At 58.2% G+C, this 16,374-nt stretch carries 13 protein-coding genes; 5 read left to right on the top strand and 8 right to left on the bottom strand.

Features of this window, described 5'->3' with window-relative positions:
* Positions 1–4: 4 nt before the first annotated feature.
* The 7 genes from alg8 to TU79_RS03770 all read right to left on the bottom strand — a co-directional run bounded on the left by alg8 (position 5) and on the right by TU79_RS03770 (position 10,345).
* On the bottom strand, positions 5–1,486 hold the full coding sequence (gene alg8, locus TU79_RS03800; RefSeq protein ID WP_162276077.1) for a mannuronan synthase: 1,482 nt from the start codon (positions 1,484–1,486) through the stop codon (positions 5–7).
* Between the two features lie 77 nt (positions 1,487–1,563).
* Positions 1,564–2,880 (bottom strand): nucleotide sugar dehydrogenase, encoded by a 1,317-nt coding sequence (locus TU79_RS03795; RefSeq protein WP_057006795.1) that lies wholly within the window; start codon positions 2,878–2,880, stop codon positions 1,564–1,566.
* 813 nt (positions 2,881–3,693) lie between these two features.
* Positions 3,694–4,473 (bottom strand): peroxide stress protein YaaA, encoded by a 780-nt coding sequence (yaaA, locus tag TU79_RS03790; RefSeq protein ID WP_057006794.1) that lies wholly within the window; start codon positions 4,471–4,473, stop codon positions 3,694–3,696.
* 162 nt (positions 4,474–4,635) lie between these two features.
* A complete protein-coding gene (gene icmH, locus TU79_RS03785) occupies positions 4,636–5,484 on the bottom strand; it encodes a type IVB secretion system protein IcmH/DotU (protein ID WP_057006793.1) in 849 nt (282 codons plus the stop codon).
* Positions 5,485–5,580: 96 nt separating this feature from the next.
* The gene (locus TU79_RS03780) at positions 5,581–6,687 is read right to left on the bottom strand and encodes a type VI immunity family protein (protein ID WP_057006792.1); all 1,107 of its coding nucleotides are present in this window, start codon (positions 6,685–6,687) and stop codon (positions 5,581–5,583) included.
* Positions 6,680–8,011, bottom strand: coding sequence for a VRR-NUC domain-containing protein (locus TU79_RS25955; protein ID WP_139136806.1), 1,332 nt, complete (start codon positions 8,009–8,011; stop codon positions 6,680–6,682). Before TU79_RS25955 ends, TU79_RS03780 begins: the two co-directional genes overlap by 8 nt.
* A 3-nt stretch (positions 8,012–8,014) precedes the next feature.
* On the bottom strand, positions 8,015–10,345 hold the full coding sequence (locus TU79_RS03770; protein ID WP_231986897.1) for a type VI secretion system Vgr family protein: 2,331 nt from the start codon (positions 10,343–10,345) through the stop codon (positions 8,015–8,017).
* Between the two features lie 239 nt (positions 10,346–10,584).
* Here TU79_RS03770 and TU79_RS03765 point away from each other — a divergent pair, with 239 nt between their 5' ends.
* The 5 genes from TU79_RS03765 (at position 10,585) to moaE (ending at position 14,713) form a co-directional block, all read left to right on the top strand.
* Positions 10,585–11,709, top strand: coding sequence for a polysaccharide deacetylase family protein (locus TU79_RS03765; protein ID WP_057006790.1), 1,125 nt, complete (start codon positions 10,585–10,587; stop codon positions 11,707–11,709).
* Positions 11,710–12,056: 347 nt separating this feature from the next.
* Positions 12,057–13,451: a PhoH family protein gene (locus TU79_RS03760; protein ID WP_057006789.1), complete on the top strand. Its 1,395-nt coding sequence runs from the start codon at positions 12,057–12,059 to the stop codon at positions 13,449–13,451.
* A 97-nt stretch (positions 13,452–13,548) separates the two neighbouring features.
* Positions 13,549–14,022, top strand: a complete 474-nt coding sequence (gene moaC / locus TU79_RS03755) for a cyclic pyranopterin monophosphate synthase MoaC (RefSeq protein ID WP_057006788.1) — start codon at positions 13,549–13,551, stop codon at positions 14,020–14,022.
* Entirely contained in the window at positions 14,019–14,261 is a 243-nt protein-coding gene (gene moaD, locus TU79_RS03750; RefSeq protein WP_057006787.1) for a molybdopterin converting factor subunit 1, read from the top strand. The genes moaC and moaD overlap by 4 nt, the downstream gene beginning before the upstream one ends.
* A gap of 2 nt (positions 14,262–14,263) precedes the next feature.
* Complete coding sequence (gene moaE, locus TU79_RS03745; RefSeq protein ID WP_057006786.1) at positions 14,264–14,713, top strand: molybdopterin synthase catalytic subunit MoaE; 450 nt, start codon at positions 14,264–14,266, stop codon at positions 14,711–14,713.
* Positions 14,714–14,848: 135 nt separating this feature from the next.
* Here the strand turns inward: moaE and rhlB are convergent, their stop codons facing one another.
* The gene (rhlB, locus tag TU79_RS03740) at positions 14,849–16,294 is read right to left on the bottom strand and encodes an ATP-dependent RNA helicase RhlB (RefSeq protein WP_173670285.1); all 1,446 of its coding nucleotides are present in this window, start codon (positions 16,292–16,294) and stop codon (positions 14,849–14,851) included.
* Positions 16,295–16,374 lie beyond the last annotated feature (80 nt).

Raw genomic sequence — 16,374 nt, 5'->3', positions numbered from 1 at the left:
AGGGTCAGACCATCATCAGCAACACGGCGACGAAAATGCTGCCGGCGGAGAAGGTCATGGTCCGAGACGACCAGGTGTTGAACCAACGTTGAAAGCTGGCCAAATCGCGGGTCAGTTTGGTGTCCTGGCGGGTCCAGGACTGTTGATCAAGGCGGAAGAACACGTAGATCTTCACCAGCGCGCCCATGATCTGGTTGTAATAGAGAATCGCCGGGTAAGCCGGGCCGATGGTGTGGCCGGAGCACGACAGCAGCAGGGTGAGGATCAGGCGGGTGATGCCGATCCACAGCAGGTACGCGAGGATGAAGGCGCCGCCGTACTTGAAGGTGGCGATGATCGCCACGGTCAGGCCAAGCAGGGAGGTCCACATCGACACGCGCTGGTCGAACAGCACGATGCTGGTGAACAGACCGAGGCGGCGTACACCCAGGCCCAGGGCACGGGAGTTCTGGCGCAGGTTGTTGCCATACCAGCGAAACATCAGCTTGCGGCTGGCCTTGATGAAGCTCTTTTCCGGCGGGTGTTCCACGGTGTTGATCGCGGCGTCCGGCACGTAAAAGGTGTCGTAGCCCAGGCGCATCAGGCTGAACCAGCTGGACTTGTCGTCGCCGGTGAGGAACTTGAAGCGGCCCAGGCGCCAGTGTTGCAGCGAGTCGCTTTCCACGTCGGCGATAAAGCCCGGGTCGGTGACCACGCTGGCACGGAACACCGACATGCGCCCGGTCATGGTCAGCACGCGCTTGGACAGGGCCATGGAACACATGTTGATGTGGCGCTGGGCGAAGCGCAGCTTGTGCCATTCGCTCATGATGTAGCCGCCACGCACTTCGCAGAACTCGTTGGTGGTCAGGCCGCCGACGTTGCCGAACAACTGGAACCACGGCACGGTCTTGCGCACCACACCTTCGGCGAGCACGGTGTCGCCATCGATCACGGCGACCACGGCGCGGTCATCCGGCAGGTGGCGGGAGATGGCGCGGAAACCGAAGGCCAGGCCGTCGCGCTTGCCGGTGCCGGCGATGCGCACGAAGTCGAGCTTCACGTGCTCGGGTGGGTTCATCTTCTCCCACAGGCTTTTCACCAGCAGCTCATCGGACATTTCCACCAGCGAGCAGACCACGGTGGTGGGGAAGCCGCATTCGATGGCTTCGCGAATCACCGAGCTGTAGACCTGCGCGGTGGTCAGCGCATCGATACGAAAACTGGTGACCATCAGGAACACGTGGGACGGGTCGGCAGCCTTGCCCAGCTTGCGCACTTTGCGGCGCAGGTGCGGGTACACCACGTACAAAAACAGCATGCCGCGAAAGAAATGCGTCGCACCCATCGAATAGCGCCAGATACCCACGGCGCCAATCAGGAAAATAAAATTCTTCGACTCGGAGTCGAACGTGCTCGCCGGCAGCAGCAGGGCGAGTCCCATCAGCAGGCTGAGAAAGAACAGCCAGCCAGCCGATTGCAGGAGTACATGTTTTAACTTGGACATAAGCGTCATCCGAAGGTGAAGAAGGCTTCAAGCCGCAGGTGCCGAGTGCGCCTGCAGCTTGAAACTCGCCGTTGCTGTTACCAGCAAATGCCTTCGGTGCGACCTGTTGTGCAGGTGGCCTTGGACATGAAGCCCACCAGGTCGATCACTTGCTTGCCGTGCGGTGCGTTCTGCGCCAGCGCGCGGAATTTCTCGTCACGGTTGCCGAGGATGATCACGTCGGAGTTGTTGATCACATCGTCGAAATCGGAATTGAGCAGGGACGACACGTGGGGGATCTTGCCCTCGATGTAGTCCTTGTTCGCGCCATGTACGCGGGCGTACTCGACGTTGCTGTCGTAGATGCTCAGGTCATAGCCCTTGCCGATCAGCATTTCGGCCAGTTCCACCAGCGGGCTTTCGCGCAGGTCGTCGGTGCCGGCCTTGAAGCTCAGGCCCAGCAGGGCGATTTTGCGCTTGTCGTGGCTGGAGACGATGTCGAAAGCGTTCTGCACCTGGGATTCGTTGCTGCGCATCAGCGAGTTGAGCAGCGGCGCTTCCACGTCCAGGGAGCCGGCGCGGTAGGTCAGGGCGCGCACGTCCTTTGGCAGGCACGAGCCGCCGAACGCGAAGCCTGGGCGCATGTAGTACTGGGACAGGTTGAGGGTCTTGTCCTGGCAGACCACTTCCATCACTTCGCGACCGTCAACGCCGACAGCCTTTGCAATGTTGCCGATCTCGTTGGCGAAGGTCACTTTGGTGGCGTGCCACACGTTGCAGGTGTACTTGATCATTTCGGCAACGGCGATGTCCTTGCGGATGATCGGCGCGTCGAGTTCTTCGTACAGCGACTGCAGGACATCGCCGGAGGCTTTGTCGAATTCGCCGATGACGGTCATCGGCGGCAGGTCGTAGTCGGCGATGGCGGTGGATTCACGCAGGAATTCCGGGTTGACCGCGACGCCGAAGTCGACACCGGCCTTTTTGCCGGAGCAGTCTTCGAGGATCGGGATAACCACGTTGGCCACGGTGCCTGGCAACACGGTGCTGCGTACTACCACGGTATGACGGGTGGCCTTGTCACGCAGCACAAGACCGATTTCGCGGCACACGGCTTCGATGTAGTCCAGCTCCAGGTCGCCGTTCTTCTTGCTTGGCGTACCGACGCAGATCATCGACAGGTCGGTGTCACGAATCGCTTCGGCGAAGTTGGTGGTGCCACGCAGCCGGCCGGTTTCGATACCCTGGCTCAACAGCTCGCCCAGACCAGGTTCAACGATGGGCGATTTGCCAGCGTTGATCAGGTCGATCTTGTCCTTGGAAATGTCTACGCCAACCACGTCGTGGCCACGGGCAGACAGGCAACCGGCACAGACTGCGCCAACGTAACCCAAACCAAATATGCTGATGCGCATCGCAATTACCTCTGTATTTAAATCATTGCCATTGGATGGCCGGAGTTCATGTTTGCAAGCGTCACTAATGCCGCGAAAGTTAGGCGAATAGACGCCGACTTGCCGCATGCAGGCATGTTGAATAACGAGTGACTAACAATGGCACTCAAGTTGTGCGCAACGTGGCCTTGTTATTGGGGCTTGCCCTCAAATGCAGCCAGCCTTCCTGGGAGAAGGACGTGGCGCCAGTGCCACAAAGCCTTGATAGTGGCTATAAGCCTTTAATTATCAATGCCTTGGGTTATCTCACTGACCCATCAGGGGAAGCTCGGCCTTGGCCTTATAGTGTGTGGCAATGCATCCTTATCGCCGCTCTTAACTAGTGGGTTGGTGTTCTGACCCCTGAGCGAAAGTTGATGTGACAACTTCGCTACTTCCGTTGGTCTGCCATGTAAGTCATCTCCTACAGAAACATAGAATTTCGTTACCGGTGGTATGAGCGGTGCTTTGAGATGAAGTTCCTGGCCACTCATCCTGTTTCTGGAAATTTCTTGAAATATTAGAAAAGATGGCACTGCTATTATATTGATAGCACTTGCTATTTAAGCCAGTAGTTATGGGGACATGGTGCGCGGAGATAGTTTTGTGCCACTAGTGTTTTGGAAAAGTGGTGCCACTACGAAAAAAATCGACGAATGTCGAGTGAAAGATTTTTCAGGATTTCATGTGAATTTTTTTTGACGCCAAAAATACGACGTTTTCAGGCCTGAGGTTCAGACAAAAAGGTGGGAGGGGGGCCCGCTCTCACCTTTGGCGTTCAGAGGCTTTCAGGCTTTATGCCGGTGCGTGATCGCGCAGGAACACCAGCTTGTCCGGTTTGGACTGCTCTGCATTGAAGCGATAGCCCTGCACGTCGAACTGCTTGAGTTTGGCCGGATCGTTGATGCGTTCTTCGATGACAAAGCGGCTCATCAGGCCTCGGGCCTTTTTCGCGTAGAAGCTGATGATCTTGTACTGGCCGTTCTTCAGGTCCTTGAACTCGGTGTTGATGATCCGCGCGTTCAGGGCCGGGCGTTTGACCGCCGAGAAGTATTCGTTGGAAGCCAGGTTGAGCAGTACATCATCGCCTTGCGCGGCCAGCGCTTCGTTGAGCCATTCGCTGATGCGCGTGCCCCAGAAGGCGTACAGGTCCTTGCCACGGGCGTTGGCCAGTTTGGTGCCCATTTCCAGGCGGTACGGCATCATCAGGTCAAGCGGGCGCAGCAGGCCGTAGAGGCCCGACAGCATGCGCAGGTGGTCCTGGGCGTAGCTGAAATCGGCGTCGCTCAAGGTGTCGGCGTCGAGGCCGGTGTAGACGTCGCCCTTGAACGCGAGCAGCGCCTGCTTGGCGTTTTCGGGAGTGAAGGAGGGCGTCCAGCTGCCGAAACGCGCTGCGTTGAGGCCGCCGATCTTGTCGGAGACGTGCATCAACTCGCTGATTTGCGCCGGTGTCAGTTGGCGCAGTTGTTCGATCAGCTCCTGGGAGTGGTCGAGGTATTGCGGCTGGGTGAAGCGCGGGGTGGCCGGTTTTGACTCGAAGTCGAGGGTTTTGGCGGGGGATATCACCATCAGCATGAGATTGGCTCCTGGAATCGTGGCGTGTAGCGTGGGCGGGATTCTAGGGGTTGGGGCGTTTCGACTCCACCTATGATGGTGATAGGCACATGATGAGTGCTGAATAAACGACCAAAGTGTCTCGGGCCATGGGCCCGCTGGGAAGAACACGCTGGAAATCGGTTAGAGGTTGAGAATCCGCTCCAGGGACACCAGCACTTCCTGAGTGATGGCGTTCAGGCGGATCGTGTAGATCGTGTAGGCGGCCGTCAGCACGACAGCCGCCAAGGCCCAAGGCGTCCACAATGGCCAGGCGCGTTTGAGCCGGTCATTGCGCGGCGCAACGTTGGCCAGCGGGTTGGTCAGGCGCGTGGGCGTCTCGCCGCGCAAGGGACGCAACAGGCCGTGCAGTTGGTCGATGATTTTCTGTATTTCGTCATCACCCTTGGGGTGGGCGCCGTATTTGCCCTTGAGACCGGAGACCAGGCACTGGTACATGAACTCCAGCACATGCTGGTACCGGGCCGCTTCGGGGATCATGTTGTTCATCACGGTGAAGAATTTTTCGCCGCCTTGGGTTTCCCCATGGAATTGGCTGAGCAATGAACGGGCGCTCCACGTGGAGAGCCTGCCCCAGGTGGTGCGCATGACCACCTCGTCCACCAGCAGGCACAAGCTGTAGGAGTAGGCCTTGAGCATGCCGGCGTCGTAGTCGAGTTGGCTGACTTCTTCCATGATCGTGGTGATCTGGTTACTGACGCTTTGGTACAGCGCGGGCACGTCATCGTGCGGGTCCAGACGGCGCAGGCGGATCACCAGGCCGATCAGCGGCGTGGCGGCATCGCATAACGGGTTCCAGGCCACGCCGCGCATGTCGAATTCCGGATCCGCGAGGAGAGCGGGTGGCTTTGGTTTGGTCTGCTCCACACTGAGGTCCGCGGCTTCGCTGCCGGTGTCCTGCGGCAAATAGTTGAATAGCAGGCTGCTCTCTCCCTCGGTAGGCACGTTCTTGCTGGGTGTGGACGCCCTCATTTTTCACTCCTGTTGTTCAGAACTGCAATTCAACATCCGGCGATTTATCGACGGGATGGCGATCGAACTCGAAGGCACTGAGGCCAGCAGGGTCGATTACATTTTGGATTTGTCATCAGGTACCTGGTTTAGCAGGTCGTCAAACATCTTCCTGCTGGCGTTCAACTGTTGTTGCTCTGTTGCTGATATACGGCGGTACAGCGGTGAAGGCTGTTGCTTCGGAGTGTCTTTGGGGAGGTCAAAGCGGCGCAGCCATTGGTTGCTGGTGCGCTCGTTGAGGCGCACTTCGCCGGCAATCGAGCCATAGTGCAGTGAGCCAATATTGCTGACACGCAATGGTTTGAGTACTTCATTGACCATCACATATAACTCGGGGCGTGGGTCAACATTGGCTTTGCCCAGAGCCGGCCAGTCGCCGGCGCGAAAAATCGTACCCCACTCGTAAGGCAAGATACCTATGCGTACGTCGTTGAGTTGTTCGAGCAGGTCCTCGGTTTTACCTAGTTTGCTTACCCAGTGGTGGGCCAGGTAGGTGTACCAGTTGAGGTTGCTGTAGCCGGTTCGCCATTTTTTATTGCCGCTGGGAATGCACAGGTCTACACCCCGGTACTCTTGTACTAGCTCATATTCAATGTGCTGATAATTTTCCCATTCGTAACTGTGTTGAATACCTAGTCCTGCGGCCCCGTGCAATGGACGTAAAATAGTGCACATTTTGATAATAAGGTTGTCAAATTTTTTCTTGCCCGCACCTTTAAGTTCGTCAGTCGGAAGGTACAGCCTTACGGTGGTTATTGAGCTATGAACTTTTTCGTACCAGCCGGCAGGCGAGTATGCGTCGAACATATAAGTGCCGACATTTTGAAAGCTCTTGTTGGATGACCACATAAGTGCGGCTGACTCCACAAGGCCATCCGATTGTATATATGAAATACAATCTTGCATGGCTTGTGGGCTGAAGTTTCGCTCAATCATTTTCTCGCCTCCCGTGTAACCCCATACCAATTTTTCACCAAAGTGTTCGCAATAGAGTTCAAAGGCTTCGGCAATATGTTTCCTGCGAACGGGAAGGTAGGCATCCACCAGATAAAAAGTTGCTACTAACCCAACTTGCAGGACCGGCTGCTCTTCATCTTCTTCATCGACGATGGTGAAGTCCCAGCGATGGGCGTTGAAGTCTTTGAAAAACTGCTCTTCATTCATGATTTGCCTCCGGTACATCCTCCCAAAACACATAGTTATGGAGGGTGGTCTGTTGGTGTTGCTGGCGTTGCTTCCATTCAGCCCATCGGGCCTGAGTGTCATGATCGTCGTCGAAGAAAGATGAGCCTGACGACACTCTGTTGCCTTGGGCAAAGGCGGGCATGGCGGTTCCAGCCCCTGCACTGCCACCGGCGAAAACTCGCTTGGCAGCAGTGATAAAAGGTTTGAAACGGATCGAATGCCCACCCGCATTGGCGACCAGAGCAGTCGCTTCTGCAGTAGCAGTAGCAGGTGCGGCCGCCATAGACACCATTGCAGCGCCAATAGCGACAAAGGGCGCCGCCAGCGTCATTTCAATGCTTGCAACCGCTCGTTGGTTTTGTGCCTGTATCGCCCGCTGATCCGGTGCCGCTGTCATCACTGGAGTTCCCGGCGCGACGAACTGGGTTTCCAGTCTCAGCCGCGCCGCTGCATGTTCAGCATCTATGCGGCCCACCAACAGCTTGTGTCTGGCTGCGGACGCACGGGATGCCAGGCTAATGACTTGTTCGACTGGTCTATACACGGGCTCGCTTATCGAAGAGCGAACCCACTCACGCCATTTTTGCTTGTCGCTTGAGTCACAATTTTTAGTCTCAAGGAGCCTCAGCTTCTGATAATCCCCCGCAATATCCTCGTAGGCTGTTTGTTGATCGCGAGCCAGCCTATCCCCTGGAAATTTCATCTCAATCACCGATGACAAATTACGTTGACTGTATTGCGACTTACCTGGATTACCGAACGCCCTAAGGCGCAGCACATCAGGAATACGCAGCAATCCACGAGGGTTTTTTTGTCCATCAATCCACAGCGCACCGTTGCCAGTGGGTGGCGAGGGGGACAGCATCTGTTCAAGGTCGGTTTTGCTCAGTAGATCGGTTTCAACGCGCAGGCTTGCCAGTTGCTCAAAATGGCGATTACGCAACTGTTGGTATTGAGAGAGTGGAAAACTGCTGGGACGATGAGGTTCGCGTTTGCTCATGATAGGTTGTGGCGGGCTTTTGCTCATATCAAACCCAACTTCACCACAGTATGGAAAGTGATACTTGAACGCTTCGTTATCACAGCGTACTAACTGCGATACGGTGCGCTGATACATCGGAGAGCCGTCTTTCGCCCGCTTGTATGGGGTTGCTTTAGCGTAGGAGGCTTTTTCACACAGATACCATAAATCGAGCGGGTCGGTGACAGGCAATACCCTACCGCTGTTAGAGGGTTTGGTGACGCTGCGGGTTTTGCCGTCAGGGGCACGGCTTGCTGTTCGCGGTTTTAACGGTTCACTCATGAGTTAGTTATCCTTCGACGTCGGACTTGAAGAAAAGTCGATGTCCATCACGCTAAAGTCATCCCAGTATCCGGCACTGAGCTTCACCCGGTTTTTCTCGTCAGCGAATACTTGGATTTCCAAGGGTTCTGCATCGCTTGACTTGACGATTTTGGTTTTACCTTCGGCGTCGGTTCTTTCGCGTAAGGTGTGGCCACTGCCGCGCAATATTTCATAAGGTCGATCAACTACCGGATTACCGGTATTAGCGTCGCGTAGAATAAAAAATTCTTGTAAGTTGCCCGTTGCAGGGCTGCCTTCGCCCCTCCAGCCGTCATGGGTTTTAGCGCCCCCCGACAGGTCAACCTGACCTTTTATGCTGATCACTATGCCGTCCAATGAGATGCCATTCTCGTCGAGGGTAAGAGTCCCGCCGGGGGCCTTGAAGACAATCCGCTGACCTGCTTTAACTTCATAGCACGTCGTCTTGTGTTCAATGGCCTTGCCCGCTGTCAGCCGATAATGACTTTGTACGTTGTGATCAACATTTCCGCCGGTTTGGATGTGATGGTGAGTCCCCGTTTTGTCGTGGCGTTCATTGCCAACCCATTCAATTCGATTGTTGCCGATGGTTATTTCGTGGTTGTGGCCAATGTGGTGAAACCGATCACGAGCGACGGCATGGCATTGATCCTGACCAATGCTCACCGTTTCGTTGTTGCCGACTTGCTCTGTGCGGTCATGGCCAATCTCTATTTTTTCATCGTGCTCAACCCGCTCATTGCGGTCGTTACCGACGAAGATGCCGTTGTTGTTTTTGATGTGGACGTTCTTGTCTTTCTCGGCATGGATGAACACCTCTTGGTGTCCCAGCTCATCCTCAAAGCGCAGCTCATTGAAACCCTCGCCCTTGTGGGTTCGGCTCTTGATGGTCATCCGCGTTTTGTGTTTGGGCAGTTGGTACGGCGGCAGATTGGTCTCGCGGTAGGTGCGGCCGGTGGCGATCGGCTGGTCAGGATCACCATCCAAAAAGCTGATGATCAGTTCCTGATTTATCCGAGGCACGGCCATGGCGCCCCAGGTCGCGCCGGCCCAGCCTTGCGCTACACGGATCCAGCACGAACTCTGGTCGTTGTTTTTGTCCGAACGGTCCCACGGAAACTGCACCTTGACCCGTCCCCATTCATCGCAATAGATCTCTTCCCCCGGCGGACCGACCACCGAGGCCATCTGCGGGCCGTCGATGCAGGGTTTGTCCCGCAGCGGCGCCTTCCAATCCGAAGTCCAGCGGATGGCACTGGCTTTCAACGAGTAAGACGTACCGAGGCCGCTACCAAATGATTCTTCCTGCAGGCTGGTGTGCTGCTTGCCTTCATGCTTGATGGCGATGGTTCGCCAGCGATCATTGAAGTCCTCACGGGGATGTTCGTTGAGGTCGAAGGCCAATCCCGGTTGCAGGCGTTCATCGTCGCCTTCCACATGGGCCAGTTTGGCGTCATTGCGCAGGGCGGTCAGGCGGGTCTTGGTGAAAGGCTTGCCGGCGATGTCGCGTTTGTAGCGGCCGGGATAGTCGTAGCGTTCGTAATCCTTGTGCTGGTTGTTCAGGTCCTGGTCGCCGGTGGCGGTATGCTGCTGGTTGTAGCGCGGGTGGGTGAAGGTGTAGTCGCGCTGTACTTGGCGCGCGGTGCGCACTTGTTCGGTGTAGTGGAAGCGGGTCAGTGCCGGTTCCGTGGCATCACCGCCGGCCATGGGCTGGTAGATCACCGGGCAATCGGTGTGCGTGCCGATGGTGCCCAGGCCGCCGACGCGGTCGGTGAGGACCAGGGTATGGCCGTCGGCGCGGTGTTCGAAGGTGTAGAGCAGGCCTTCTTCGGCGGCAAGGCGAGCGATGAAATCGAGGTCGGTTTCGCCGGCCTGTACACAGTATTCGCGGGGTTGGTGCTCGAAGCAGATTTTCGTGCGCAGGTCGGTGAGCTTTTGCTCGGCCAGCATGCGGGTGATGATGTCGGGCACGGTCTGGGCCTGGAAGATGCGCCAGTTGGAACGTAGATCAAAACGCTTCAGGGTTGGCTCGACTATGGCGGCGTAGCGGGTGCGGCGAAAGCCGGTGTCGCCTTGTTGAAACAAGCTGACCAGGCCGTGGACGTAGCGCACCGGGGTGTCGTTGCGCCAAATGGTGAACACTGCTGCCAGGTCGAGCATGCGGTAGAAGTCGATGGCGGGGTGGTGACTGACCAGCTCCAGTTCGAGTTTGAAGGTTTGGGAGAGGCCTTCCTCGAGGGTGAACGAGACCACCTCAAAGGGATCGCCCCGCAGCGGTTCGAAGGTGTAACGCAGGTCGCTTTGACGGGGCATGGGGCTTCCTTGTAATGCGCCAGGGTCAGTTGAGACGGACGCAATCCTAGGAAGCTATGATTGGGTGCTTCAATAGTGCTGAGGAAATACAGAGGGCTCTTACCAATTCGAATGCAATAGCTGTCGGACTTTTCTGTCTTTGTCGTGATGGAGTCGTTCAAGCTCAACCTGATCCGACTCCATCCAGTCCCATCACGATCGGCTATAGTGCGCGACGACTCTGGAGAGGGAGACCCCGTGTGCGAATAGCGCTTTTGTTGTCGGCTTGCTTGTTTTGCCTGAATGCACAGGCGGCGCCCGTGGATGTCGCCAGCCTGGACCGCGGCACCTGGCCCGAAAAACTCGGCAGCCCGGCGCTGTTCGACGTAGCTTCACGCGCCGAAATCCTGATGTTCTCCCGCAGCCTGCTGGCCAGCGAGGCCCTCGACGAGCCCGCGCTCAAGCAGCGCCTGGGCTTGAAGATCATCAACCTGGCCGCCCTCGACGACCTGCGCCGGCAACTGTGGAAGCGCCTGCTGGCGAACTACACCTTCGCCCAGCAGAGCTGCGAGGAAGATGCCTCGTTCTGCTATCTGGTGGAAAGCATGGACGACCTGCGCGAACAGGCCGGCAAGCTGGAACTCAGCGAAGACTCCTTCTATATAGGCTGGGCCGCACCCAGCCACGCCTTCCATGAGCGTTATCTGAACGAATTGCTGCGCAAGGCGGCCCTGTTCCCGCAGATCAGCAGCGAAGTCGCGCGCTTCGGCGACCATGAACGCAACGGCGACGAATTCAATGACCGCCTGTTCCTGCTCACCTTCGATGGCGGCCCGGCAGCGGTCGGCGGCAATACCGACTGGCTCACCGATTACCTGCGCAAACAGAAAATGAACGCAACCTTCTTCGTGCTCGGCAGCAGCCTGCAAACCCGTGTGGAGCGCAGCTCTGCCAGCGACGTGCAGGCGTTGTATCAGGGGCAGTGCGTGGGTACTCAGGGTTGGCAGTACCGTTCCCACAGTCACTGGGTCGACTGGCAAAGCTCCATCACCCGCAGCGCCACGCTGGCGCAGAACCTGATGCCGGAAAACTACGTGCCGCAGTTCCGGCCGCCCTATGGGCAGCGTCGTGCCGACAGCCAGGGGTTTTTCCAGTCACAGGGTTTGCAGGTGGCGTTGTGGGATATCGATTCCCAGGACGAGCCGGGCAAGCTCAAGGCCGATGAGTCGGCGCAGCGGGTGCTCACCCTGATGCTGCTATGGCGCAAAGGCGTGATCGTGTTCCACGACACTCAGGACCGGGCACGGCTGGCATTGCCGATGTTGCTGCATGAAACGGCGCAGAGCGGGTTGGGCTGGCAGGACTGTCGGGAGGCGTTTCGCTGAAAAGCGCAAGTGCCCGGCCCTGTTGGGTGTGAGGCGTTTTTGCGGTGATTTTTCGAAACATTTCAAGGCGGGCGGACTTCCGACTTTAGCGGGGTAGATGGCACTCGGCTAGTGCTATTCGTCATCCTGAAAAATAAACTTCAAAAAAGCGTCAAAGTGCTTTTTTCTGTCATGGGTTTTGCGGTATTACGAAGTCAGACCGCCGAACCCTGCAACACAGGTGGCGTCTTCCAAGACTCCTCCTGTGGGCAACGCACTTGACGTCACTCAGGTGTGCGCGGTGGTCGAATCGAGGCGCAGCACCGCTCAGGTATTGCGTCGAATGGCTCCCACAAAGGTGACCGAGTATGGATGATCATGGACGTAACCCTTCTTCCGACCAGCCAATCCTTTATGTGCTTGATACCAACGTATTGATCCACGATCCAAACGCACTGCTTAACTTCGAAGAACACCACGTCGCCATCCCCATGATCGTGCTTGAGGAACTCGACAAACTCAAAAGCGGGCACCACAGCGTGGCCGCCGAATGCCGCCAGGCCATTCGTCTGATCGACAAGACGCTGGGCGAGGCTTCGCCCGAAGACGTTGAAGTAGGCGTGCCGATCCAGCGTGGCAAAAGCGGACCCAAGGGCCTGTTGTCGATCCTGATGAGCAAGCGCGGCGAGCCCAACAGCCTGCTGCCGGAAAACCTCAACGACAACAAGATCATCAACCAGTTGATCGACCTGCACGCGCGCGACAAGGACCTGCGCCTGGTGCTGGTGACCAAAGACATCAATATGCGCCTTAAGGCCCGCGCATGCGGGATCGCGGCCGAGGATTACAGCACCGACCAACTGGTCGACGACGTGTCGATGCTCTCGCGCGGGTACCACACGGTGCCGGGCTCGTTCTGGGACCTGGTGGCCAAGGTCGACACCCGTCAGGACCATGGCCGCACCTGGCACCAGGTGCAGTTGATCGACAATCTGCCATCCGTGCACATCAACGAATTCATCATCGACGAACAGGGTTTTGTGGGCTGGATCAAAGAGATCCAGGTCGACAAGCTGCTGATCCTCGACCTGCATCAGGAGCCCCTGCTGCACCAGGAAGCCTGGGGCCTGAAACCGCGTGACATCTACCAGAGCCTGGCGCTGTATGCGTTGCTCGACCCGGACATTCACCTGGTCAACCTGACCGGCGCCGCAGGCTCGGGGAAAACCATCCTCGCCCTGGCGGCCGCCATCGAGCAGACCATGGTCACCAAGCGCTATCGCCGCATTATCGCGACCCGCAGTGTGCAGGGCCTGGACCAGGAGATCGGCTTTTTGCCCGGCACCGAGGCGGAGAAAATGGAGCCGTGGCTGGGGGCGATCACCGACAACCTCGAAGCCTTGCACATGGATGATGAAAACACCCATGGCAGCGTCGACTACATCCTCAGCAAAGTGCCGTTGCAGTTCAAATCCCTCAATTACATTCGAGGTCGCAGCTTCCAGCAGAGCCTGATCCTGATCGATGAATGCCAGAACCTTACGCCGCACCAGATGAAAACCATCATCACCCGTGCCGGCGCGGGTTCCAAAGTGGTGTGCCTGGGCAACCTGGCGCAGATCGACACCCCTTACCTGTCCGCGACCAGCTCCGGGCTGACTTACCTGACGGAACGCTTCAAGGACTTCCCGAACGGCGTGCACATTGCGCTGCAAGGGGTACCCCGCTCGATTCTGGCTGAATACGCCGAATCTCACCTATAAACGCGGTCAATGTGGGAGCTGGCTTTCTGTGGGAGCCGGCTCCCACATTTATTGTGTGTAAGGTTTACAATCGGTGCTCCTGTTCAGGAGTAACGCTGTGCTGACTCATCTCGATTCCCAAGGTCGCGCCCATATGGTCGACGTCACTGACAAGTCCGTGACGTTCCGTGAGGCGGTGGCCCAAGCGCGGGTGCGCATGTTGCCGGCCACCCTGCAAATGATTGTCGACGGCGCCCACCCCAAGGGCGACGTGTTCGCCGTGGCCCGCATCGCCGGGATCCAGGCGGCAAAAAAAACCAGTGACCTGATCCCTCTCTGCCACCCGCTGATGCTCACCGGCGTCAAGGTCGAACTCAGCGCCGAAGGCGTGGATACCGTGTGCATCGTGGCGCGCTGCAAACTCTCCGGGCAGACCGGCGTGGAGATGGAGGCCCTGACCGCCGCCAGTGTTGCCGCGCTGACGATCTACGACATGTGCAAGGCCGTGGACCGTGGCATGACCATCGAAAGCGTGCGCCTGCTGGAAAAGCTCGGCGGCAAGAGCGGGCACTTCAAGGCGGAGGAGCAATGAGTATCAACGTGCTGTTTTTTGCGCGCTACGCCGAAGCGGTGGGCTTTGATTCGCTGGAGATGGAGGGCGATTTCGCCACCGTCGATGCAGTGCGCCTGGCGTTGGCGAGCGACCCTGAATTTGCAGTGCTCAACGAGAGCAGCTTGATGTGCGCGCGCAACGAGCAATTGTGCGACCTCAATGAGCCGGTGCAGGCCGGTGATGAAATCGCGTTTTTCCCGCCCGTGACCGGAGGCTGAGCATGGCGATTCGTGTGCAGGCCGACGCCTTTGACCCGGGGGCCGAAGTCAATGCGATGCACGCGGCCAATGCCGGTGTGGGCGCGGTGGTCAGTTTTGTCGGCTATGTGCGCGACTTCAATGATGGGCGCGATGTGTCGGGGATGTTTCTGGAGCACTATCCCGGCATGACCGAAAAGGCCCTGGCCAAAATCGGCGTGGAGGCCGGGCAGCGCTGGCCGTTGCTCAAGCTGGAAGTGCTGCACCGCATTGGCGCGCTGGAACCGGGTGAGCCGATTGTGTTCGTCGCGGCCGCCAGTGCCCATCGCCAGGCTGCGTTTGATGCCTGTGCGTTTGTGATGGATTACCTGAAGACCCGGGCGCCGTTCTGGAAGAAGGAAAACACGCCGGACGGGCCACGCTGGGTGGAAGGGCGCAGCAGTGATCACGCGGCAGCGGAGCGCTGGAAATAGCCAGCCGGACACCTCTCTCAACACCAGCAGAGATCAACATGTGGGAGGGGGCTTGCTCCCGATAGCGGTGGATCAGTCAGAACATCATTGACTGACAACCTGCTATCGGGAGCAAGCCCCCTCCCACATTAGCCCTTAAGGGCGCTTGCGCTCGACGGCTCGCAACAGATGCGTCGACGGCGTTTCACAGCTGATCTTGCGCCCCAGCAGCGTCTCGATCGACGGCAACTGATACGAGTCATCTTCCCCGGCAAAGCTGATCGACACACCCGCAGCGCCGGCACGGCCGGTTCGGCCAATGCGGTGCACGTAGTCGTCCGGCACTTCCGGCAGGGTGAAGTTGATCACATGGCTGATGCCGTCGATGTGAATCCCGCGCCCGGCCACGTCGGTGGCCACCAGCACACGAATCTTGCCTTCGCGAAAGCCCTCGAGGGTCTTGATGCGCTTGTGTTGCGGCACATCGCCCGACAGTTGCGCGGCGTTAACGCCATCGCGCACCAGGCGCTCCTCGATGCGGCGCACTTCGTCCTTGCGGTTGGCGAACACCATCACCCGCTCCCAACCGTTGTCGTTGATCAGGTTGTAGAGCAGCTTGTACTTGTCGGCACCGGCCACGGCGTAGATGTGCTGTTCGACGTTTTCGCTGGCGACGTTCAGCGCTTCGATCTCGACGATGGACGGGTCGGTGGTCCACTGCTTGGCGAGGTTCATCACGTCTTCGGTGAAGGTCGCGGAGAACAGCAGGGTCTGGCGCTCGTCTTTTGGCGGGGTCTGGCGAATGATCTGACGCACTTGCGGGATGAAGCCCATGTCGAGCATGCGGTCGGCTTCGTCCAGCACCATCACTTCGACCATGTCCAGGTGCACGTCGCCGCGCTGGTTGAAGTCGAGCAGGCGGCCAGGGGTGGCCACGAGGATGTCGCAGTGGCGCGCTTCGAGGTGCTTGAGCTGCTTGTCGAAGTCCATGCCGCCCACGAACGTCATGACGTTGAGGCCGGTGTACTTGGTCAGGTCGGCGGCGTCCTTGGCGATCTGCACCACCAGCTCGCGGGTGGGGGCGATGATCAGCGCGCGCGGTTCACCCATGTAGCGTTCCTTGGGCGGTGGCGTCTGCAGCAACTGGGTGATGATCGAGATGAGGAACGCGGCGGTCTTGCCGGTGCCGGTCTGGGCGCGGCCGATGGCGTCCTTGCCGGCGAGGGTGAAGCCCAGCACCTGAGCCTGGATCGGCGTGCAGTACGGGAAGCCCAGGTCCTGGATGGCGTGCATCAGTTCCGGGGCGAGCTTGAAATCGTGGAAGCGGGTCTTGCCTTCCTGAGGCTCGACGACGAAGTCTTCGAGTTTCCAGGGGATGACTACCGGTTTGGGCTTGGGCGCACGTTCGCGAGGTGGCCTGGGAGCGGCGACGGGTTCCACCGTTGCGGCAGGTTCAGGCGGCTGGGCAATCGCCGCGCTGCGTCCTGGTTGACGACCGTCCGTGCGGCGGGGGGCGGCAGGGACAGGCGCACTGGCAACTGGCGCGAGCGGCTCAGCCTCGCTTTTGCCGAACATCTTCTTGAGTGCTTTGAGCACGGTGATCTCATTAATGGGTTAAGGAATGTACGCCGGCCAGTGTAATGCAAGAATCGGGCGCGGCGTAGTGCGTCTGTCATACGGCT

This window comes from Pseudomonas trivialis (assembly GCF_001439805.1).
Lineage (GTDB): Bacteria > Pseudomonadota > Gammaproteobacteria > Pseudomonadales > Pseudomonadaceae > Aquipseudomonas > Aquipseudomonas trivialis.
Note: the sequence above shows the minus strand (reverse complement) of the source record. Positions and strands in the feature narration are given on the sequence as shown.